Source organism: Faecalibacterium sp. i25-0019-C1 (genome assembly GCF_042854225.1).
Taxonomy (GTDB): Bacteria; Bacillota; Clostridia; order Oscillospirales; family Ruminococcaceae; genus Faecalibacterium; species Faecalibacterium taiwanense.
In genome coordinates this window covers 195,583-216,525 of record NZ_AP031428.1, presented here as the reverse complement: position 1 = coordinate 216,525, position 20,943 = coordinate 195,583, and the positions used below count along the sequence as shown (strand labels likewise).

Genomic DNA, 20,943 nt, shown 5'->3' with positions numbered 1-20,943 from the left:
ACTCCTGAAACGATACGGAGGAAGCAAAAGCATGAGTACAAAATATGTTCTGGCGCTGGATCAGGGAACCACCAGCAGCCGTGCCATCCTGTTCGACAATGAGCAGAATATCATTGCGGTGCAGCAGCGCGAGTTTGAGCAGATCTATCCGCAGCAGGGCTGGGTGGAGCACAACCCTATGGAGATCTGGTTCACCCAGTATGGAGTCATGAACGAGGTGGTGGCCCAGAGCGGTGTCGATGCCCACGATATCGCCGCCATTGGCATCACCAACCAGCGGGAGACCACCATCCTGTGGGAAAAGGCCACCGGCCGCCCCATCTACAATGCCATCGTCTGGCAGTGCCGCCGCACGGCTCCGCTGGTGGATGAACTGCTGCAGCAGCCCGGCATGGCAGACTACATCCGGGAGAACACCGGCCTGATGCCTGATGCCTATTTCTCCGCAACGAAGATCAAGTGGATCCTGGACAATGTGCCCGGTGCGCGGGAGCGGGCCGAGGCAGGGGAGATCCTGTTCGGCACTGTGGACACATGGCTGGTCTGGAAGCTGACCGGCGGCAGAGTGCATGTCACCGACCGCACCAACGCCAGCCGCACCATGCTGTATAACATCCGCACGCTGGACTGGGACGACACCCTGCTCAAAGCGCTGGATATCCCGCGCTGCATCCTGCCCCGCGTGACGGATTCCAGCGAGGTCTACGGCACCACCGATCTGTGCGGTGTGCAGATCCCGGTGGCCGGCATTGCCGGTGACCAGCAGGCTGCGCTGTTCGGACAGAGCTGCTTTCGCAAGGGCGAGGCCAAGAACACCTACGGCACCGGCTGCTTTTTGCTGATGAACACCGGCGACACCATCTGCCGCAGCCGGAACGGCCTGATCTCTACCATCGCCATCAGCCTGAACGGTAAGGTGGAGTACGCGCTGGAGGGCAGCGTCTTTGTGGGCGGTGCCGTCATCCAGTGGGTGCGCGACGGCCTGCGCATGATCCAGGAGAGCCGCGATGCGGAATACTATGCCCAGAAGGTGCCGGATAACGGCGGCATTTACATCGTGCCGGCCTTTACTGGTCTGGGTGCACCGTACTGGGATATGTACGCCCGCGGTGCCATTGTGGGCATCACTCGCGGCACCACCCAGAACCACATCATCCGCGCGGCAGAGGAGTCCATTGCCTACCAGAGCGCAGACCTCGTGGCTGCTATGGAAAAGGACACCGGCGTGCCCATCACCTCGTTGAAGGTGGACGGCGGTGCATCCCGTGACCAGTTCCTGATGCAGTTCCAGGCCGACATCCTGAACAAGACCGTGCTGCGCCCGGCCATCCGGGAGACGACCGCTCTGGGCGCTGCCTATCTGGCGGGCCTTGCCACCGGCGTATGGAAGGATCGGGACGAGATCCGCAGCCTGTGGCACTGCAATATGACCTTTGCCCCGCAGATGGACGAGGCTGAGCGCACCCGTCTGCTCTCCGGCTGGCACAAGGCTGTGGGCCGCAGCTGCGACTGGGCAGAGCATTGATAGTTTTCGCCCGACTTTATGGTTCGCGCACAAAATATTTTTTAATTGTTTATTTTTTATTGACATTTTGTTACAAAACGCTATACTAGAAGCATCCCAAGAGAAGTGAGATGGGGATGCACTGTATCGTCCAGATGCAGTGTGTCCCCATTTTTATTACGGAAAAATCAGATTCAAAAAGGAGGTCCCAAGCATGTCGCATCAAAAAGGTAGGTTGAAAAACAGCAAATTCTGGTTGTGCCTGTCACTGATTCTTTGCCTTGTAAGTGCCATCGTAGCGTCCGCTGTACAAACTTCTGGTGGGATCAGGATCAAGGAAATGAGCTGGGAAAGTCCCTCTGGACACCAGCTGGCCGCATACCTTTACATTCCACAGAATGCAACCAAAGACACACCGGCGCCGGGTGTTGTTACAATCGAAGGATGGTATAACAACAAAGAAATGCAGGACTTGTATAGTATTGAGCTGGCTCGCCGGGGATATGTGGTGCTGGCACTTGATCTGCACAGTCATGGCGACTCGGAAAGCCTGTCGATTGCAGAACTTTACGATGGTGCTGTGGGCGTCGATGGTGCAGTTCAGCTTATTGCAAGCCTTCCGTACGTTGACACAGCTCGTATTGGCGTTACAGGCCATTCCAGCGGCGGTACAGCTGCTAATATGGCGGTAGAGATCGATAATTCCCGGGAAACTCCTTTGATTGCTGCTGTTCTGCAGCAGGCTGGTGACTGGCAGGATGACACCGGCGGTGATCATAGCGGAGATTACGGCTCACGCAGTGTAGGCATTATTGCCAGTACCCATGATGACTTTTACTTTGGAACCTATGATGACGCTGGAAATATGCTGACCAATCCGGTAGCCTTCATGGAAACAGATGGTGCTAAAAAATTCCTGAATTTTAATGAGGACGGCTTTGCCGGTATCGCAGAAGGCGGCAAATATTATACGCGCGATTTTGATGGAAAGACCGCTTATCGCGTGATTTATCGGCCGAACATGATCCATCCTCTCGTTGCTTTTTCTACTACTTGTGTCGGCTATGCCGTTGATTTTTTTGATACAACGCTCGGCGCTCCAAAGCCCCTGCCTGCCAGCGATCAGATCTGGCCCATTAAAGCGGTGTTCAACAGCCTCGGCGTGATCGGTCTTTTGATCTTCATGGTCAGTTTCACGCTGGTTCTGCTTGATACTCCCGTATTTTCCGCTCTCCGCAGTGGTGAAATTGTACAGCCAGCCCCTGTGCAGGACAGCGGAGCCAAGGCATGGTACTGGGTTCTGCTGATTATCGGTGCAGTTTTTTCCGGTTCAAGCTTTTTGTTCTGCATGAATACCGTTTACTCAAAGACAACAAACTTCTTTGTGCAGACCGGCCCCCTGACGATCGGTACATGGGCTGCTCTTTGCGGCATCTTTGCAATATTCTGCTCTGCTGTTTTTTACGGTGCTTATGGAAAAAAACACGGTTGGAGTGCTCGAAGAGCGGGTCTGTATTTGAATCTGGAGCAGCTGTGGAAGACCATTGCCCTCGCTGTTATCGTGATCGTTGTTTCGTTCGGCCTTGTTTTTGCAGCACACTATTTCTTCCAAGTTGATTATCGGATGTATGTCGTTGCGTTCAAAACCTTCGGCGCTGATAAAGTGCTGATCGCACTTCGCTATCTGCCATTCTTCCTGCTGTTCTACGTTATGAACTCGATCTCGGCAAATTGCTTCAACTACAACACCATTGGCGGAAAAAATGGCAACATCTTGATTTTTGCATTCTTTAATGCGCTTGGTGCTATTTTTGTGGTTGCAAGTCAATATATCTACTTCTATGCAACGGGTTATCAGCTTTATGGTTTGACCGAAGGCCAGCGCATTGGTCCCATTTGGCTGTTCCCCTGTATGGTTCTTCTGTTTGTCACGCCCATCATGTCCCGCATCATCTACAAACGCACCCGCAATCCGTACATTGCAGGTCTGATAAATGCAATGTTTATTGTAATGATCAGCTGTTCCAATACTACTACCATTCTGGGCGGCGGTGAGCTGATTGCAACCACATTCTGATAAAACCTAGATTTTACATTACAGCCGCCGTGTAACTTATTTACATGGCGGCTTTTTTGTAGAATAATATAAATCAAGTAATTGATAAAAAAGGAGTCTTACCCAATGCATCCTCTTGCCGAAACTTTGTTGAACGAACCGGTGATCGCCGCCGTGAAAACGGACGAAGCCCTGACTGCTGCGCTGGCTTCGCCCTGCAGCGCCGTTTTTCTGCTGGCGAGCACCCTGCTCACCGTAGACGGGCTTGTGCACCGCATACATGATGCCGGAAAACTGGCCGTGGTTCACATCGACCTTGTGGACGGTCTTTCGTCGCGGGAGATCGCGATGGACTCCCTCAACGCCCTGTGCCACCCGGACGGCATCATCTCCACCCGCCCGACCCTGATCCGCCGGGCGCGCCACCGCGGCCTGCTGACCGTCCAGCGGGCATTCATCCTGGATTCCCTCTCGCTGACCAGCCTGTCCGGTCAGCTGGAGCAGGGCAAGCCGGATTTTGTCGAGATCCTTCCCGGCATCATGCCTCGGGTCATCGCCGAGATCAGCGCCCGCACACAGGTGCCTGTCATTGCAGGCGGCCTGCTGCGGGACAAAGCCGACGTCATGGCCGCCATGCGCGCAGGTGCCGCCGCAGTTTCCACCTCTGCGCCCTCCCTGTGGGATATCTGAGCCAGAACAAGATCCCAGCTGAACTACGAAAAGCATAATAGTATCCTGGTGTTTTATTGGATATGCCCGCCCACCGATGGAGCCGGATCTCCACGGTGAGCGGGCATTTTTTCGTTTTCATTCGATTTGAGTGAATCTATTCAGCCTGCGGATTAACTCGATAATTTAAAGCAATCCTACAAGTCGCACTCCCCTTAAAGTCTTTCTGCTTCCTGCATCTTAGCATCATACCGGATGGCAGAGATCGGCACGAAGCCCTCGATCATATCCAGTTTGCTGTTGACAAGGTCATCATACACATCTTTGATGGGCGACGTAATGGAAGGCTCCAGCTGTTCATTTGCAATTACGCTTTCCACCAGTGCTTGTTTGTTTTTCAGTTTCTGCGCCATATCGGGCAGGAAGTGATAATTTTCAATCATGCGCAGAATGATGTTTGCCATAAAATTTCCGCGGATGCTGCTCAACTCGATATAAATCGCTCCGGCATCCTCCACGGAAATTTGTGCGATGCTCATCAGGTAATCAGCCAGAGTCCCTTGCGTATCGTTCAAAATTCCCTGACTTGCCATACTGCGTTGCAGGATATTCATTTTTCGATAGTCCTGAATTATACCGGTTTTTATCAGTACATTCCACTACTTTATGCAGTCACATGGGTGGCATTCTCTTTCACCGAATTGATCGTATCCATCAGTTCACTCCCTGTTTTGCCATCAAACAGGCGGGTAAACAGGATGGGTTGGTCAAAGGGTGGTTTCATCAGAACCGCTTTGCTTTCCACATAACCGTTCTGCTCGATGTAATGAATGACCTTCTGCACGAACGCGATCTGCTTCGCATTCAGCGATTCGTCGTTGATGAACTTGGAAAATGCCTGCATGGCAGCATCGTGGTCCAGCTTTGCCACTTTACGCACCAGCAGACCAAAGGGTGTATCCCGAAACTCCCGTGCATAGTCCTCTTTGCTGCCCAGCTCACAGGTAAAGATATGTTCCAGCTCGGTATAGTCGCCCCGGGAAAGCGGAATGTTCTGGGTCAGCTTGTGGATGGCCAGCGTATCGCTGCGGTGCTCCATGATGTAGCGGTTCACACGTTCCCGGTACTCGCCGAAATCATAGCAGGGATCCAGCGTTTTGCCCTCGGTCTGTTCCAGTACCGGGTCGGCAAGGGCCGTGTAGACAGGCTTTTGCCCTTCTACACCGTCCACCAGAAACTTGATGAGCTCCCGCAGCTCCTGCCGCATTTCCTCAAAGCGGAGAAGGTCATGCGAGGTCAAAAATTCGTCTGTCTGCACCTCGCGGATGAGCGGCAGCTTTGCCTGCACCTGCGGGATGGTAGCCTTCCCTTCCAGCATTGCCGCTGTACTGCGCAGCTGTTTCTGGGCGCGGCCCAGCCCCGGCAGACCTTCCAGTTCACAGAGCAGCAAGCCATACACAAAGTTATCGAACCGCTTGGCGGCTTCATCTTTGTCGTCCAGCGAGATGAGCGGTGCCACCTCTTTCATCAGAGTACCCTTGTCCGTTTCGGTCAGGCTGACAAAGGCTTCCGGCTTTTGATAGTGTTCCACGGCCTGTCGGTGCAGCCGCACGGATACCAGCTCCGGGTTCAGCGCTCCCACTTCGGCACGGCAGGTCTCCGTTAAGATCTTGCGCCAGTTCTGGTAGTTTTCGTCCCCATAGGCTCCATCCTGCAGCGCGGCGGCGATCCGCACCTGCTTGCAGAAAATGCTCTCGGACAGGTTTTTGGTGTCCGTGCCCTCGTAGCCGTTGGGTTTCTGACGGAAAAATTCAAAGTTGCCGCAGTAGTCGAAGATCAGAAAACGCCGTTTGCCCGTATATTCGCCGTCGATGGCATCCATGCAGGCAAGGGATGGGCAGAGCCGCGTACCACGGCCGATCATCTGCCAGAACTTCGTTTTGCTGCGTACTTTTTTGAAGAACACCAGATTCGCGCACTCCGGCACATCAATGCCCGTGTCCATCATATCCACCGAGACCGCAATAAACGGCGGCTTGTCCGGCTGTTTGAAGTCGTCAATGATAGACTGTGCATAGGCGTCATCGCAGACCACCCGCTGGATGAATCCCGGGTACTGGGTCTCCAGCTGCGGGTAGAGCTTGCCAAAACGTTCCCGGATAAACTCCGCGTGGCGCTTGTTCTGGGCAAAGATGATGGTCTTGCCGATGCGGTCGCCGCCTGCCGTCTGGATGCCCCGTTCCATCAGGTCTTGCAGCACCGTGTCCACGGTGTTGGCGTTGAAGATAAATTTGTTTAGCTTTTCGGACGGGATGAAGGTGGGCAGGGTGTCGTCCTCGGCAAAATCGTCCTCATAGCGGGCCTTATCCTCCGGTGAAAGCTGGTCGTAGTGGATGCCCTCTTCTGTGAATTTCGTCTTGACCTCGTAGTTGTAGTAAGGCACCAGCACATGGTCGGTGTAGACCGCCGTGTCGTAATCGTAGGCGTAGGTGGGGATGCCGTGTTCCATCTCGAAAAAGTCGTAGGTGTTGCGGTCCACGTCGGTTTTCGGGGTGGCGGTCAGACCCACCAGAATCGCATCGAAATAATCAAAAATGGCGCGGTATTTCTTGAAAATGCTGCGGTGGCTCTCGTCCACGATGATGAGGTCAAAGTGGGCGGGCGAAAACAGCGGCACGCCGTCCTTGGTCTTGGCGTTGTCGATGGCGTTGAGCATGGTGGGATAGGTGGAAAACACGATGCGCGCGGCCTTATCGTCCTTGGAGGAGCAGAGGTTGCACAGCGACTGGTCGGGCAGATACTTCTTGAAGTCGTCCTTCGCCTGCTTGACCAGCGCGGTGCGGTCGGCCAGAAAAAGCACGTTGGTCACGTGACCGCCCCGGCTCAGCACATCGGTCAGGCTGGATGCGGTGCGGGTCTTGCCTGTGCCCGTTGCCATGACCAGCAGATTGCGCCGGAAGCCCTGCGTAATATGGGCGCAGACTGCCCGGATGGCGTTTTTCTGGTAGTAGCGGTCGGTGATTTTATCGTCAATTTCGATGGTGTCCAGGGGTTTTTTCTCGGTGCGGCGGTTCATCAGCTTCTGCAAGTCGTCCTTGCAGAACACCCCGCTCACGGCACGCTGCGGGCCGCTCTGCTCATCCCAGAAATAGGTGGTGTAGCCGTTGGTGGTAAACAGCATCGGACGGCGGCCAAACTTCTGTTCCAGACAGTCTGCATAAAGCTGAGCCTGCTTGCGCCCGATGTTGGGGTCTTTGGTGCTGCGCTTGGCTTCAATGACCGCCAGCGGCAAGCCGTCCTTGCCCATCAGCACATAGTCCGCATAGCCCTTCTGCCCCAGCACGCCGTTCATGTTGTCCACTTCGTACTCGGTGCGCACATCGGCATCCGGCCCGGTGAATTTCCAGCCCATGGCCTTGAGATCGATGTCGATGATCTTCTGCCGCGTCTCGGCCTCGGTCAGGTCGGCGGCGGTGAAACTGCGGCTCTGCCGGTTCTGTTGTTTGCTGGCTGTGTACGCCGCCGAAAGGCTCTCCACCTGCTTGCGCAACGCTTCCAGCTCGGCATCCTTCTGGGACAGTAAACTTTCCTGCTCCCGGATCTTCTTTTCGTCCAGTGTTACCTTTTCGCCGGGGATGGCTGTTTCATCAAAGGAGCGCTCCACATAGTCCGTGCCGTAGCAGTAATCCACCCACTGGATGAAATCGAACAGCCCCCGCAGGCTGAACACTGCATCCGCCGCCGACACGCTGTGCCCCGTATGTACCGCCAGATTGCCCGCCTTCACGATGCTGGGCAGCACGCTCCACACATTGCGGTCCACCGCGAACCGGAAACTCGGCTCGTGCAACAAGGATTGCAGGTTGTCCTTGTAGGGCATCGTGATGGTTTTGTCTGCCGCATACACCCACTTCACCGCCAGCTCCAACGCCTTCCGGCACCCCACCGCGCACATCGCCGGGGAGGTGGAGAACACTTTCTCGGCCTCGATGGCAGAATTGGCGAAGAGGGAGTATTCGGGGCGGGTGGAGAGATAGGAGAAGTTGGACATGGGAGGGCTCCTTTCTGAAAATTGTTTTTAGTGAGTAAATACATCATCCAGCATGGCGTTAACATCTTCGTCCTTTGCTGTTTTCTCATTTATCATATCATCAAGTATTCTTTTCACATCCGAAGCTCCTAATCCGACAGATATTCCCGTATTATTAGGTTCACGAGCAACGTCAGTCCTTAGGTTCATAGAAAATATGTCGTGGTTGACATCAATATGTATTCTATTTTCCAAAGACTTTCTTTTTTCTTCTGGAACATCTCCATACAAAAACAGTTTAGAACGTATTTCCTTAACTATTCTGTTCCACCGAAACGGGAATTTTGCGCCAGCTCTATGCTGTAGAATGATTAAATGGTTCCCAGTACTTCTTTGTAGCCAATCCATCACCAGTTTCCACCATATTTTATCCGTCGAGCCAATGGACATTCCATAAACGCAGATAATATCACTTCCGTTTATAATGCGTACCGCATTATTGTCAAAGTTCATTCGGATAATTTGATTTTGCAAAGGTTTAACAATTTCCTCTGTTATATCTATATCTTCAGAGAATGATTTGTTCTTTATTTGTTCTATATCGTTCACTCCCATTATCATGTCATGATCTGTAAATCCATGCACATGAATAATATCCCTGATGTATCCTTTTATTTCCGCATCATAATTGGGTTTATGCTTGAGAATTTCCAAGCAGTCATTTAGGCACAGCGTATAATTAAACGATATAAAATTAAATTCAGCTCTATTTCCATCTATTCTATTTATGAGCGCTTCTTTATCTGCCGGTCGAATATTATAATAAGAGGTCAGTGCTTCCTTCATCCTTTTTATAATTAAATCGGATTTTGAAGGATCAAAATTATTTTCCTCTTGGCTTAAATATTCTGAGAACGATTCTACAAAATCCTCAAAAAAGGCCAAGTAGTCTTCAGCATCATCTATTCTGCCTGCATATTCACCAAACGCTTCTTCAAAATCCGACCAATTTTCATAATTTTCTTCTAGTTCCGATTTAAATTTCCTTACTTCCGGAGAATCTTTCGAGTTTGGTTTACAGTACACTTTATAGAAATCCGAATAGGCCGTCCTTAATCCAATCCCTAAATCAAAACCATTTCCAATCATAAAAGTAACATTCATCTTTATTGTTTTTCCCTTCCATTTCACATATTCATATGACGGTAGTAACTCCTTCCGTCACGGCTGCGCCGTGCCACCTTCCTCAAAGAGGAAGGCTTTTGCCTTGCGGCCACGTTAAGGCTCCCTCTCTGAGGGGGCTGTCGCCGTAGGCGACTGGGGGAGTTACCCAAAATATTCCTGCATCAGCGCCTTTTTCATCAATTCCAACTTTTCAAGGCTCTGCTGTACAGTCTGCTTCTGCTGGTCTACACGCTCCACAAAAGCGGCGAACTGATTTTGAAACGGAATTGAAGGAACAATAAACTCTTCTTTGCCCAGCGCACTTGCCGTTACGGCCATTTTCACGCCACTTCCATTAGCTTGTGCTTCATGTTGCTTTAGCTTTTCTTGTAGTAAGAAGTCAAAGAAAACTCGGTTGTAAATAGAATCCTTCACACGAATTTTCATAATGGATGGGTGCATAATGCCTAACGGCGCATTTAAGGGGACAATATAGGTTTCGCCTATTGTTCCTCGACAACTAACAATAATATCGCCACCATGAATTGAAAATCGTTTAAGTTCTTCATATTTCGGTTTGTCTATATACCGAGTTTCGACATCCATAGTTTTGCGAATAGCATGCTTTTGTTCATATACCATGCAGTAACCATTTTCTTTGGAAACAAAGTTTTCATTTTTCAAACTACTGCCAAAAGGCCCAATGAACATTTCTTCAACATTTTGGCTCAGCGGTTCTTTATTAAATGCCTGTTCATCCCCAAACATCTCCACAAACCGTGCCTTTACCAGTTCGTCCAGTTTGGCAAGCTGCTGCTTACGGAGCGAAATCAACTGCTCTAGCTTCTTGAATTTTTCTGCAATTTCTTTTTGCTGGTTTACTTCAGGTAACGGAATCTCAATATTTTCAACGATGGATTTAGAAATTTCTTTAAAAGTTGCGCCACGTCCCAATGAATTGAGATAGTCTGTTTTTGATTTCAAGAAAAAATAGAGGTATTCATTATAAATCGCATCTGAGCAAATAAGGTTCTTAAATCCTTGATTGCAACACATTTTACAACCGGCAATTGCGGTTTTGCCAATCGGCGCACGAGACGATAAAATGACTGTTCCTGTCGGCAGATAAGACAATCCTGTTTTTTCTTTTCCCTCTTCAGTAATGTGCCGAACTGAATCCATAATGTAAAAAGTATCTTCGTTCAATTCAGCAGGTGTTATCCATTTGATGTTGCCATCCCAGTAGGACGTAACAGATGTTTTTGGTGTCGAACCAGATACAATAGTACAAACCTCTCCCAACTTCGCCATCACACCATCTCCTCCAACTCTGCTAGACCCTTGGTGATCTCCATTTCCAGCTCATGCAGGTCGGCCAGAATTTCCGTGGTCGAGGGATACTCCACCGGCACATACTCGGTCTCTTTGTACTTATTGATGGATAAATCGTACCCGTTGGCGGCAATTTCTTCTTTGGGCACAAAGAAGCTCTGCTCGGTGCGCTTGCGGTCGGCTTCGGCATCAAGGTTCTGGAACCGGGCGATGATGTCCGGGATGTCGTTTTCCTTCACCTCGGTGCGCTTGTCGTCCAGCGAGAGGCCGTCGGCTTTCATATCGTAGAACCACACCTTATCGGTGCCGCCCGCGCCGGTTTTGGTAAATACCAGCACCGCCGTGGACACGCCTGCGTAGGGCTTGAACACGCCGGAGGGCATGGAAATGACCGCCCGCAGCTGATGGTTTTCAATCAGTTCCTTTCGGATGCTCTGGTGCGCCTTGCTGGAACCGAACAGCACGCCGTCCGGCACGATGCAGGCGCAGCGTCCGCCGGTTTTGAGCATCCGCAGGAAGAGCGCAAGGAAAAGCAATTCTGTTTTTTTGGTGTTGGTGACAGCCTTCAGGTCGTCGTTGATGCTCTCGGCATCCACAGTGCCCTTGAACGGCGGGTTCGCAAGGCAAACGGTATACTTGCTGCAAATGGAGTTTTGCTTCGACACGCTGTCCTTGTAGTCGATTTCCGGGTTCGTGATGGAGTGGAGCATCAGGTTCATGGCCGAAATGCGCAGCATGGTGCGGTCCATGTCAAAGCCTGCAAACATCGGCCCGGCAAAATGCTGCCACTGCTCCGAGGTCATGCTGTCCTCGTAGTGGGCGCGGAGGTACTGCGCGCTGGACACCAGAAAGCCCGCCGTGCCGCAGGCGGGGTCGCAGATAAAGTCGTCCGGCGTGGGCTGCACCAGCTCCACCATCATATCAATGATATGCAGAGGCGTGCGGAACTGGCCGTTCCGACCCGCCGTTGCCAGTTTTCCCAGCATATACTCGTACAAATCGCCCTGCATATCAAGGTCGGCAATGTCGTGGGTGTAGAGATCCTCCAGCCCGGTGATGATCTTTTGCAGCACCTGCGGCGTGGGGATCAGGAACATGGCATCGTCCATATACCGCGCAAAGGCGGTGTTACCCTCGTCCGGGCGGGTGGGGTCGTCTGCGATCTCCACCAGCTCGCCGTTTGCATCAAAGTCCGGCAGACGGCCATATTTCATCTTTTTGATGGCAGGGAACACCCGCTGCTGCATGGTCAGGAAAATTTCGCGGGAATCTTTATCCTTGAAGCGGCTCCACCGCATAGACTGTCCTGCCGCGCTGGCCGGGAAGATGTGCTCCATCTTTTCGCCCGCCATGTTCTCAAAATCTTCGGTGGCAAGCTCTTTCTCGTCCAGTGACCGGATGAACATGAGATAGGTCAGCTGTTCAATGACGGTCAGCGGATTGGTGATGCCGCCTGCCCAAATGTCCGTCCAGATTTTGTCTACCTTATTTTTAATGGCTCCTGTTACCATGCGTTCCTCCTGAATGTTTGCCAATCGCAAACGCTTTGCATCTCGAATTTTTGGTGATAATATCACAATTTTATTATAGCAGTGTACGATTATATTTTCAATGTAGAGCGTTTATCGTAAGTGCTTTCTTGATCGCAAGGCAAAAAATTAGTGGAACGTTAAAACAGCAATTTGCGATATGCAATTCAACGCTGTTGCTGTTACATGAAGAAGTTGAATTGCTATAAAACGGTAAAGTGAATTTTACCTGCTTTGCCGTTTTTTCTTTACATCTGGACTCCAACATGCTTTTGTGCTATTCAGCGATTCCATCGCGCAGCCTGCGCTCTGCTTACCAACTGATGATCTCCGGCGGTGATGTGAAAGCCGTACAGGGAACAACACCTGTGCAGGCTGCCCCGGTTGAAGCAGAACCGGCCATCTCCGTGTCGGCACTTTTGGAGCTTCTGAAGGACGCAGACCCCTCTGTAAAAGCGCAGCTTCGCCTGGCTCTGCTGACCTGAATTGCAAAAAATAGCACGGATTGCAGAGTAATTCACAGACTTACTCCATCTGACACGAAAAATGCGGACCGTGCAGAGGCCGTGCAGAGACCGTGCAAATGGCGTATAAAAGAAAATCCCACGAGGAATCTTACGACTCTTCGTGGGATTTTGGTGCGCTCGAGGGAACTCGAATCCCTGGCCCTCTGATTAAAAGAATCCAAGGTGCATCATTCGTCAAATTTCAAAAGTTCGAAGAAGCGTTATTTTTATCGTATCATCGCAAAACACGCCTTTGCACACACCGCATTATTTGCATACAGTGTAATGCTTTGCAACCGTTATCCAGCTATTCAGGTGTGCAAAAAGTGTGCAAAAATGTGCAGACGGGCAAAACAAAGCCCAATGGACAAATCAACCACCGGTTTTATGGCAGGGTTTAGGACATCCGAACAGACACCGTTTGATATAGAAATGAGGTTCACCATGAACAAACTGCTTTCCTGCTGCTTCAATATGGACACCAACCGGGTGGAAGCCCGGTTCGAGGATGGCACCACTCTTGCCATCGACTGCATCGCCGTGGAGGACGAGTACGGCAGCACCCCGGCACAGCGGGCAGAGCTGGACTGGCTACCGTTCTTGGCAGGCGGAGCACCCGGACTTTGAAAAGATTGTGGTTCACGGTCACCGCCACCTATAAACAGTAAATCGCTGCAAAAGCAGAATCCCAAACTATCAATGCCTGCTGATAGTCTGGGATTTTCGCTTTAATATCTCATTCTACAACCTTGCCGGTAATGTATGATGTTCTATCACCATTGCCTTTTTCAAAGAGGACTTCGGTTGTCGCACCACATTCTTCGCAATGTAGATATAGTTTTTCAACCATACCATCGGCATCTGTATCATCGCCATCTATACTGAGCTTCTTGCTCTTACATACGGAACAGTAATATTGTGCGAGAGGGTCAAATACTTTTTGAAGAATGTTTTCGTAAGCACCAACAAGAGAGATGCACAGAGTAACACAAGTTGACGCTTCATAGTATGTAGCACTTCGTGAATGCGTGATTTTGTTTGCATAATCCCATGTCGCCTCTGTCAGCTTCTTAATGATGCTACGGTAATCAGAGTTTTCTGATCCTTTCAAATAAAACTGAACAAACAATTCTGCCTTGCGCTTAAAGTTTGATGCTTGGGGCTGCTCCTCGTCCCCAGCCATTACAGGTTTGTAAATGTGGTTTCCAAGTTCAATTAGCGTTTCCCTGCATTGGACGCCTATTGCTTGAAAATCTTCTATTTCCTTAGCAGCATCAATCAAGGCAGCAACACTTTTTAGTTTTCGGAATAATTGGGGAGCAATTTCTGCTCCGAGGGTTACTCCATTCACAAAATCTTCTGGATGGTATTCATCTTGAGCGGCGCTCATTCTTTGCATTAACCCCATGTGAAAAGAGTACACCTCGTCGGTTCCGAAATAATAGGCGCTTTGAGGATACAAGTTCATGGGAACACTATCACCCTCTACTACCCACCAATCACCATCGGCATCAGTTTTGACATTCCAGACACAAACATCAACACCTAAGTCGTTAAAATGCTGTTCTGGTTTGGCACTTAACACATTGCATTTACCTCGGCTTTGCCACTCAACATATTTTTTAACATCCTCAAATGTACGTTTCCCCATAAAAGCCTCCGTTTCGCATTTGCAGTACACTGACTTTACCGATATTATAGCATAAAATGCTAATTTTCATAGAGCGAGTTGCGTGCGCTTGATGAATTTTCAATCGCACGCTTATCCTGATGCTCGGCGAAAAATTCGCAGAGCTTGTCAACTTCATCAGAGAGGACAAAGCCTTGTCCGACCACTCTGTAATGCCAGACGGACAACCTCCCGTTTCTGCCCTGACAGAAGAGTGACAAACGATGCCCACTCACTTATGGTAGAACCATAGGCGGGTGGGCATCGTTTTGTTAATCGAGATTTTTCGGCAAGCGGTCATACAGAACCACCGTGTCTTGCGTTTCGATATGTACACGCTCTTTCTTCAGGAGCGTTCGAGAACGTTGGTTTGCACGGTAGTCACGGCCGCTTTCTTCAAAAGCAGAACAACACAGAAAGTCACATACCGCATTGCCGGAGGGAGATTCCCGGATAATGAACACAAAGGCAGTTGGTTCGATTCGGCTGGAAATCAGGTAATCCGCTTTGATTTTGGTCACGAACGGATAAAACTGGGGCATATAGGAGAACAAATCGAACTCCTGTTCCAGTATTTCTTTCAACCGCACCAGTGCCAGCAGACGCGGTTTCACATACTCCTGATAGAGTGTGCCCTTCTTTACCTTGTCGTAGGTGATCTTATCAGACAGAATCATATCAACAGTCTTGCGTGGACTATACCGGGGCAAGGCGATGTCTTTCAGGTAGTGGAACCCAGCAAGGTGAGGGAAGTCCTCTGGTGAAAATGTCAGCTTGATCTCGTGCAGTTCACCCTTATAGCCGTAGGTGAAAACATAGTGGTACTCAGTCAGTTCTTTCCAGACTTCTGCTGCCCGATACAAAATATCTTGCTGTTCGTCCTGCACATTTTCACCTTCCCTCAAAAAAATAGAAGCCCTGCCGAAAGGCAAGGCTCCTATTAAGCGTTTTCTTTCGATTCATCGAATCTATTCGGCTTGTGGTTATCGCTCAACCCACGGTCTGGCTCCACAATCGGCTGATACCGAACCAGTCCACTGTTTCATCGCCACCGATAGCTGGTCAATGCCGCTATCCTCTAGCTTTATTATACCACAAAAGGACGTAAGTGCAAGTAGTTGAACTTTAGAAGCTCAAAATTTTTATTTCAATAACAGTGTATGCAACAGTTCAATAAAGCGATTCCTTTATTTCTCTTCTTTCTATGAACCAGCTTTTATCTATCGCATACACTTCTCTCAATTGTCCGAATTGATGTTATGTCAATAAACATATCTTTCCCCTCAGAGTATCTTAAAAACAAACATCAAAATCACAAACGACGCAAGCAACACTGGATAAAACAGCAATTCGCTTGTTGAAAAAAAGCATTTCCAATAACACACTGGTTTTGTCTCATTAAGTGTCGCTTTTGCATTTCCGGTGTTCATGCTAAAGTTGATATTTCCCTCATCTGTCTTTGTGACATTTTCGTAAAGTATCCTATATTCACGCTCTTTCTGCAAGTAAAATGAATCTAGTAACCAAAAACCAATCGTTGGAATAAAAACAAAGACCAAAGCTTGTTTATTGGCATCTTTAGATGATAACGCAAAAATAGCCGCAACTAATGTCATCGTCCAAGTCTTTAGCTGAAAACTATTCTTGGCCATTCTCTCTATAATGTGTTCTATCATCTCTAAATGTTTGATTTTATTTTCCATAATGCGCATCCTTATATAACAATTCCTTTGTTCTTATACAAAGTGTCCAGCGTATGAAGCGGATCGACAGCCTTTTTCCCAAGTTTGTCGGGTTGCAAATCACTAAAACTCAAATCGTTCAATTCTTCAATAGGAGCCTCATACTTTACTTTCAGTTCTTGTGCAAACTCTAGCATCTTATCGTCTTTCCGGAGACCATGTTGAAGAGTCTCTCGATAACTCGCCCAAGTTCTGTGAGGAAATTCCGTAGCCATCAGCAGTTCACTATATATCCACGGAGAGCCAGTTTTTGCTTTATCTTTTGAATCTTCTGCTGCAATTGAATTTGGAGTATTGATAAAAATCAAGCACTCTGTATCAGCAATCATTTTTGCTAACGCTCCATTTAAAAGCATATGCACATGGCTAGTTGACTGGTTTCTTTTACTGTAATCGTACCAATATGAACCATCATTTTTCTGAAACTTGCAATACTTCTCATCAATCTCTTTCAACAAATTTTCTGCATAACCCCATACACAAGAATCAATAAAACACGTTATACCATAATACTCCTGTAAAAATGCTGCTAGTGCCTTAACCGTTTTTTCATCCGCATGAGAATGCGACAAAAACACATTCGCACTTATATGTTCAAACCAATCCGATTCGATTTCTGTTGCGCTCAGACTGCCATCAGCGTTAACATATCCATCCAATGTCTTGCGAATTTGATTTTGTTGATCTTGGAACAACTGATTTCCCTTTGCCTCATAGGTGCTCAAACACTTTTTCTCGGATTCATTCAACTGCAAGTTAAAACCGGTAAACATTATTTCACCCTCTTTTGACTTTTCTTTGATGAAGTATAGCACACTTCATCAACCAGATAAAGTTTTTGCCAATATCAAGTGAAACTTTGTTTGTTTTAACAAAACAAGAGCACCAAATTTCTCTCTTTTCACGAGATTTTCGGTGCCCTTGTTCTATGCCATATTCAATTAACGTTCTTTTGTTAACTCAATGGTGATTGTACCAACCTGTTCATCCAATTTTCTTACTTCGCCCATAAGCTCGCTGATTTTTTGCTGAAGCGGGGCCTTTTCCGATTCAATGGAAGCAGTTAATTGCTCCATTTCATGCTTCAGTTCGTCAATTCTTGCTTGAATGCTCTTCTTTTCTTTGCCTTTGAAGAAGCCTAGAGATTTTAGTTGTTCCTTGAGATCACCCATCACCTTTTGCTTTTCATCGCGCACTGCTATGGATGGAACATTATCCATTTCCTTACGCAAGGCTTCAACTTGAGAGTTCAGATGTTTTCGATTTTCCAGCAGTGATTCCATCTGTGCTTCTAATTGTTTTCTCTCTTCCTCGTGGCAAGCCCAATATTCTTCTGTTCTCCTTTTTGTCGCTGCCGCAATCGCTTCTTTTTCTTCAAGTTCTTTCTTGGCTTTTTCTTCACGGATAGGGATAAGACGGTTCTTGGCCAAATCCATAACTTGGCGACCTGTTTCAGTGATTTCCATACCTGTAAAATTAGCCACTACTGCATATGCTTTCTCGGCAATTTCGTAATCTCCAAAATATTTAACCAATGAATCGCCCACATGAATGTTCATTAAACAAATAGGAACCAGCCATTCATCGACTGCCTTATCAATACTTTCAGTCGTTGTTCCCAAATTATTAGTCGCATTCGGAATTAAGTAACTCGAAAAATTAGCAACTGCATAGGCGACCTCTCTACCTGCTGCCTTTTGCTCGTCAGGAGTATGTAAGTTTTCTTTAATCAAACTATACACAGTATCGATAATATTACTAACGCGATTGGCCGCGCTGCCAATCTGCGTAATCTTTATATTATGCGCAGCATAGTAGATTGTATAAAAGTTTGCCTCCCAGTTATTTGGGTCTTCCTTGAGCAGTTCTTCAAAATACTTAGCAGCCGTTTCTGTATCTCCTTCTGCTTTAGCTCGATCGGCCAGTGTTCTCAAGTTCTCAATTTTTCGTTCGTTATCGACCTTGACGGTACTGCCAGATACGTCAACGGTGCCTTCCACCATCATCTTTTTGGCTTCTTCAATGGAGTATTTGCAACCGCAGGTCTGGCAGACAAAAACACCATCCTGTTTAATCAAATCCGTGCTTCCGCACATTTCACAAGTCAACCGCTTCATTGACATATCCTCCAATTATTTCAGAATTTTGCATTTCCTGTTTCGTTCATCAAGCAGCAAATTAAGATCTTCTATGATTTTCATTTTATCATCCGAAGATTTCAGATTTTCAACTGCAAGCGATATTTTATCTTTCAAAACAGCCAACTGTTCATTGCTCATGGGGTCAGAAAAGCGTATTTTTTCAGCAAGTTGTTCGAGTGCTTTCTTTGTTTTCGCATCTTTTTCCGCGCCTGCAAGAATTTCCATGTCAACTTGAAGATTTTTGATGTAGAAAACCTTTCCTTTAATTTTCTGTTCTACTCTTTCAATCTCTGTTCGACCTGCATCAGCGGCAATCATAAAAATTGCAGCTATGGCAGCGATAGCAGTGCAAATCACAAGAGCAGACCATGTTGGAAGTTTCTCCGCAAACACAAATATGAAAAGAACTGCGATTTGAACAACAAGGTACACAATGCCAATATCCGCTTCAAAGATATTGATTGCATTTGCTGCCATTGTTTGGGCAATGTATGTTTTTACCCTCGTCATAAGGAATGCCCGGAAGAACTGAATCAGCTTTGCCTGTCCTAAAAAGGCTTCCGTGCCAACCAGTTTAATGAGCAATTTTCTGGAATCGGACACACTAAGCGACATTTCACCGCTGGCACCAATCGAGATAGGAAATTTGTATGTAGGTTCGAGGTACTGGACTTTGCTATCTGTACCCCATCGAATTGCCATTTGCTCCGTCTTATTTATAAAATAGACTTCACAATGGAAAGGTGTCTGTCCTCCTGTTGGAAGATTGGCGACTTTACGGATAAGAGGGATGTTTTCGGTTTCAAGGGTATACCGACCAGCACCAAACAAGTCCAGTGCCTGACCGTTCATAAAGAAAATGGCTTCCTGCGATTCATGAACGATCAACTGTGTAGACGTGTTGAAATCTTCACTGGGGTGCTTCCATACGAAGGTGCTGTTATCACCTTCGTATTTGACGATCTGCGCGATTGACAATTCCATTCACCTCCGCTGGCATCTTAGCTTTCCAGAACTGTTCTGTCGTTTCAACCAGTTCTTTTTCATTTTACCACATTGTATCTGTATTATCAATCTAAGTTCCGGGCAAAATAAGGTTTTGTATATGGAACCTTCTTCTTTGTTTCCATGTATGATTTTTCATGAGGTGAACAAAGTGGATTATGCCCTGTACATTCGTCAACACATTACGGAACTCCGCATGAAACGAAATGTTTCAGAATACCAGATGAGCCTTGACTTAGGCCAAAACAAAAATTATATCCAAGGTATCAGTTCTGGAAAAGCATTGCCTTCCATGTCACAATTCTTCAATATCTGTGACTATTTCAATATTACACCGATGCAATTCTTTGATACCGAGAGCCTGCATCCCGAACTCGTTAGTTCGATCTTATCTGAAATGCGTACTTTAGATGAAGAAGACCTGACTCTTTTACTTAGATTTGCACATCGGATGAGCCATAGCAAAGACTGATTCTGCATGACCGCCATGCAACAAGAAGTCACACTTCTACCGCTTCACTGCAATAAAATTTGCAAAACCATCTTGACGCACTCCGTAATCCATGATACTCTTTATCGCAATCCCACCAAATTTGTAGAAAAGTACAGAACGGCGAGGATTTATTCCCCATGAAGATTTTTACCGCCCCGCAACACACCCGATTTATTTTGCCGCTGTTTCACCCGACAAAATTTTTCGCTTGACTTGCAGGGCGGTTCTTTTCTTTTATGGGACAGGAACTGCAAACCTTTCACCAAACCATGACAAGGAGGCGACCCGAAGCGTGATCTATCGAGACAATTTGTTTCTCAACGCCAGATTCCAAGAGGCTATTCAAGCTGCCCATGACCAAGATTGGCAAACCTTTGAAAAATATTCCTTCTACGATGCCAAGATGATGGAAGACCTGCTGTACAAATGCGAACATCTGATGCCTCTTGAAATCAAATGTCGGTACGCCTTACAACATTATTACAGTCACGGCGATCATTCTCCCATCATTCGGAAGTATGTCCGCCGAGCCAAAATCATTCGTCCTGACAACTGGCGCGATGCTCTGCCGGAGAGCGTAAGAGACATTGAGATGTTCACCGTATATCGCGGCGGCATCGGCAGCATTGAGCGCGCACCGCTTTCTATTTCATGGTCGCTCTCTTACGATGTTGCTGAATGGTTTGCACACCGCAGTGAACTTTTTTACCGCTGCCCCTGCCATGTATACCAAGGAACAATTCACGCCGACAAGGTAATTGCGTATCTTCCTGAGCGCAGCGAATTTGAAATCATCCAACATCGGAATGTCAAAGACGTGCAGGAAATCACGCCGCTGAGAGGATACAGTCCTCCGTTCAATGCCTTCAAATCATCGAAAAAATGGGTTCACAATGAAGAGGAAAGCAACCGCTATTTCAATGAATGGTATCAATCGCAGAACTGCTGAATTTTATGTTGCTTCAAATAATAAGTCCTACTATCACCGCTTTACCACAATAAATTTTGCAAAACCATCTTGACGCGCCCTGCAATCCATGATACCCTCTATCGCAAATCCCACCAAATTTGTAGAAAAGTACAGAACGGTGAGGATTTATTCC

Annotated in this window: 17 protein-coding genes and 1 pseudogene; 7 read left to right on the top strand and 11 right to left on the bottom strand. The window is 47.9% G+C overall.

Annotated elements, in window-relative coordinates:
• The first annotated feature begins 31 nt into the window (after window positions 1-31).
• The 3 genes from glpK (at window position 32) to ACGHUK_RS01045 (ending at window position 4,250) form a co-directional block, all read left to right on the top strand.
• Window positions 32-1,525 carry a glycerol kinase GlpK gene (gene glpK / locus ACGHUK_RS01055; RefSeq protein WP_390574637.1) on the top strand — a complete coding sequence of 498 codons (1,494 nt, stop codon included), beginning with the start codon at window positions 32-34 and terminating at the stop codon, window positions 1,523-1,525.
• 193 nt (window positions 1,526-1,718) lie between these two features.
• Window positions 1,719-3,581, top strand: coding sequence for an alpha/beta fold hydrolase (locus ACGHUK_RS01050; protein WP_390574636.1), 1,863 nt, complete (start codon window positions 1,719-1,721; stop codon window positions 3,579-3,581).
• A gap of 105 nt (window positions 3,582-3,686) precedes the next feature.
• The gene (locus tag ACGHUK_RS01045; RefSeq protein ID WP_390574635.1) at window positions 3,687-4,250 is read left to right on the top strand and encodes a glycerol-3-phosphate responsive antiterminator; all 564 of its coding nucleotides are present in this window, start codon (window positions 3,687-3,689) and stop codon (window positions 4,248-4,250) included.
• A gap of 194 nt (window positions 4,251-4,444) precedes the next feature.
• On the opposite strand, the gene ACGHUK_RS01040 is transcribed toward ACGHUK_RS01045, so the two are convergent.
• From ACGHUK_RS01040 to ACGHUK_RS01020, 5 genes are all read right to left on the bottom strand, one after another.
• Window positions 4,445-4,843, bottom strand: coding sequence for a hypothetical protein (locus ACGHUK_RS01040; protein ID WP_390574633.1), 399 nt, complete (start codon window positions 4,841-4,843; stop codon window positions 4,445-4,447).
• 50 nt (window positions 4,844-4,893) lie between these two features.
• Window positions 4,894-8,280 carry a DEAD/DEAH box helicase family protein gene (locus ACGHUK_RS01035; RefSeq protein ID WP_390574631.1) on the bottom strand — a complete coding sequence of 1,129 codons (3,387 nt, stop codon included), beginning with the start codon at window positions 8,278-8,280 and terminating at the stop codon, window positions 4,894-4,896.
• 27 nt (window positions 8,281-8,307) lie between these two features.
• On the bottom strand, window positions 8,308-9,423 hold the full coding sequence (locus tag ACGHUK_RS01030) for an AbiH family protein (RefSeq protein WP_390574630.1): 1,116 nt from the start codon (window positions 9,421-9,423) through the stop codon (window positions 8,308-8,310).
• Between the two features lie 162 nt (window positions 9,424-9,585).
• Complete coding sequence (locus tag ACGHUK_RS01025) at window positions 9,586-10,734, bottom strand: restriction endonuclease subunit S (RefSeq protein ID WP_097774605.1); 1,149 nt, start codon at window positions 10,732-10,734, stop codon at window positions 9,586-9,588.
• Complete coding sequence (locus tag ACGHUK_RS01020) at window positions 10,734-12,266, bottom strand: N-6 DNA methylase (protein ID WP_390574628.1); 1,533 nt, start codon at window positions 12,264-12,266, stop codon at window positions 10,734-10,736. The genes ACGHUK_RS01025 and ACGHUK_RS01020 overlap by 1 nt, the downstream gene beginning before the upstream one ends.
• A gap of 284 nt (window positions 12,267-12,550) precedes the next feature.
• On the opposite strand from ACGHUK_RS01020, the gene ACGHUK_RS01015 reads away from it, so the two are divergent.
• Entirely contained in the window at window positions 12,551-12,769 is a 219-nt protein-coding gene (locus tag ACGHUK_RS01015) for a hypothetical protein (RefSeq protein ID WP_390574627.1), read from the top strand.
• A 453-nt stretch (window positions 12,770-13,222) separates the two neighbouring features.
• Window positions 13,223-13,384, top strand: a pseudogene (locus ACGHUK_RS01010) (DUF6061 family protein); the annotation flags it as partial.
• A 142-nt stretch (window positions 13,385-13,526) separates the two neighbouring features.
• On the opposite strand, the gene ACGHUK_RS01005 reads toward ACGHUK_RS01010, so the two are convergent.
• The 6 genes from ACGHUK_RS01005 to ACGHUK_RS00980 all read right to left on the bottom strand — a co-directional run bounded on the left by ACGHUK_RS01005 (window position 13,527) and on the right by ACGHUK_RS00980 (window position 19,320).
• Window positions 13,527-14,441 (bottom strand): hypothetical protein, encoded by a 915-nt coding sequence (locus ACGHUK_RS01005; RefSeq protein WP_390574626.1) that lies wholly within the window; start codon window positions 14,439-14,441, stop codon window positions 13,527-13,529.
• Window positions 14,442-14,731: 290 nt separating this feature from the next.
• Window positions 14,732-15,346: a PBECR4 domain-containing protein gene (locus tag ACGHUK_RS01000; RefSeq protein WP_390574625.1), complete on the bottom strand. Its 615-nt coding sequence runs from the start codon at window positions 15,344-15,346 to the stop codon at window positions 14,732-14,734.
• 396 nt (window positions 15,347-15,742) lie between these two features.
• Window positions 15,743-16,162, bottom strand: coding sequence for a hypothetical protein (locus ACGHUK_RS00995; RefSeq protein WP_287511006.1), 420 nt, complete (start codon window positions 16,160-16,162; stop codon window positions 15,743-15,745).
• A gap of 11 nt (window positions 16,163-16,173) precedes the next feature.
• The gene (locus ACGHUK_RS00990) at window positions 16,174-16,974 is read right to left on the bottom strand and encodes a hypothetical protein (protein WP_287511008.1); all 801 of its coding nucleotides are present in this window, start codon (window positions 16,972-16,974) and stop codon (window positions 16,174-16,176) included.
• Window positions 16,975-17,142: 168 nt separating this feature from the next.
• Window positions 17,143-18,318, bottom strand: coding sequence for a hypothetical protein (locus ACGHUK_RS00985; RefSeq protein ID WP_390574624.1), 1,176 nt, complete (start codon window positions 18,316-18,318; stop codon window positions 17,143-17,145).
• 15 nt (window positions 18,319-18,333) lie between these two features.
• Window positions 18,334-19,320, bottom strand: a complete 987-nt coding sequence (locus ACGHUK_RS00980; RefSeq protein WP_390574623.1) for an SPFH domain-containing protein — start codon at window positions 19,318-19,320, stop codon at window positions 18,334-18,336.
• A gap of 154 nt (window positions 19,321-19,474) precedes the next feature.
• Between ACGHUK_RS00980 and ACGHUK_RS00975 the strand changes: the two genes are divergently transcribed.
• On the top strand, window positions 19,475-19,819 hold the full coding sequence (locus tag ACGHUK_RS00975; RefSeq protein ID WP_390575827.1) for a helix-turn-helix domain-containing protein: 345 nt from the start codon (window positions 19,475-19,477) through the stop codon (window positions 19,817-19,819).
• A 313-nt stretch (window positions 19,820-20,132) separates the two neighbouring features.
• On the top strand, window positions 20,133-20,789 hold the full coding sequence (locus ACGHUK_RS00970) for a hypothetical protein (RefSeq protein WP_223384829.1): 657 nt from the start codon (window positions 20,133-20,135) through the stop codon (window positions 20,787-20,789).
• Window positions 20,790-20,943 lie beyond the last annotated feature (154 nt).

Bases quoted from the DNA above. Each gene is read 5' to 3' on its own strand.
- ACGHUK_RS01020 (WP_390574628.1), bottom strand. From the start codon at position 12,266: ATGGTAACAGGAGCCATTAAAAATAAGGTAGACAAAATCTGGACGGAC.
- glpK (WP_390574637.1), top strand. From the start codon at position 32: ATGAGTACAAAATATGTTCTGGCGCTGGATCAGGGAACCACCAGCAGC.
- ACGHUK_RS01035 (WP_390574631.1), bottom strand. From the start codon at position 8,280: ATGTCCAACTTCTCCTATCTCTCCACCCGCCCCGAATACTCCCTCTTC.
- ACGHUK_RS01030 (WP_390574630.1), bottom strand. From the start codon at position 9,423: ATGAATGTTACTTTTATGATTGGAAATGGTTTTGATTTAGGGATTGGA.
- ACGHUK_RS01045 (WP_390574635.1), top strand. From the start codon at position 3,687: ATGCATCCTCTTGCCGAAACTTTGTTGAACGAACCGGTGATCGCCGCC.
- ACGHUK_RS01025 (WP_097774605.1), bottom strand. From the start codon at position 10,734: ATGGCGAAGTTGGGAGAGGTTTGTACTATTGTATCTGGTTCGACACCA.
- ACGHUK_RS00975 (WP_390575827.1), top strand. From the start codon at position 19,475: ATGATTTTTCATGAGGTGAACAAAGTGGATTATGCCCTGTACATTCGT.
- ACGHUK_RS00995 (WP_287511006.1), bottom strand. From the start codon at position 16,162: ATGGAAAATAAAATCAAACATTTAGAGATGATAGAACACATTATAGAG.
- ACGHUK_RS00990 (WP_287511008.1), bottom strand. From the start codon at position 16,974: ATGTTTACCGGTTTTAACTTGCAGTTGAATGAATCCGAGAAAAAGTGT.
- ACGHUK_RS01015 (WP_390574627.1), top strand. From the start codon at position 12,551: ATGCTTTTGTGCTATTCAGCGATTCCATCGCGCAGCCTGCGCTCTGCT.
- ACGHUK_RS01040 (WP_390574633.1), bottom strand. From the start codon at position 4,843: ATGAATATCCTGCAACGCAGTATGGCAAGTCAGGGAATTTTGAACGAT.
- ACGHUK_RS00985 (WP_390574624.1), bottom strand. From the start codon at position 18,318: ATGAAGCGGTTGACTTGTGAAATGTGCGGAAGCACGGATTTGATTAAA.
- ACGHUK_RS01005 (WP_390574626.1), bottom strand. From the start codon at position 14,441: ATGGGGAAACGTACATTTGAGGATGTTAAAAAATATGTTGAGTGGCAA.
- ACGHUK_RS01050 (WP_390574636.1), top strand. From the start codon at position 1,719: ATGTCGCATCAAAAAGGTAGGTTGAAAAACAGCAAATTCTGGTTGTGC.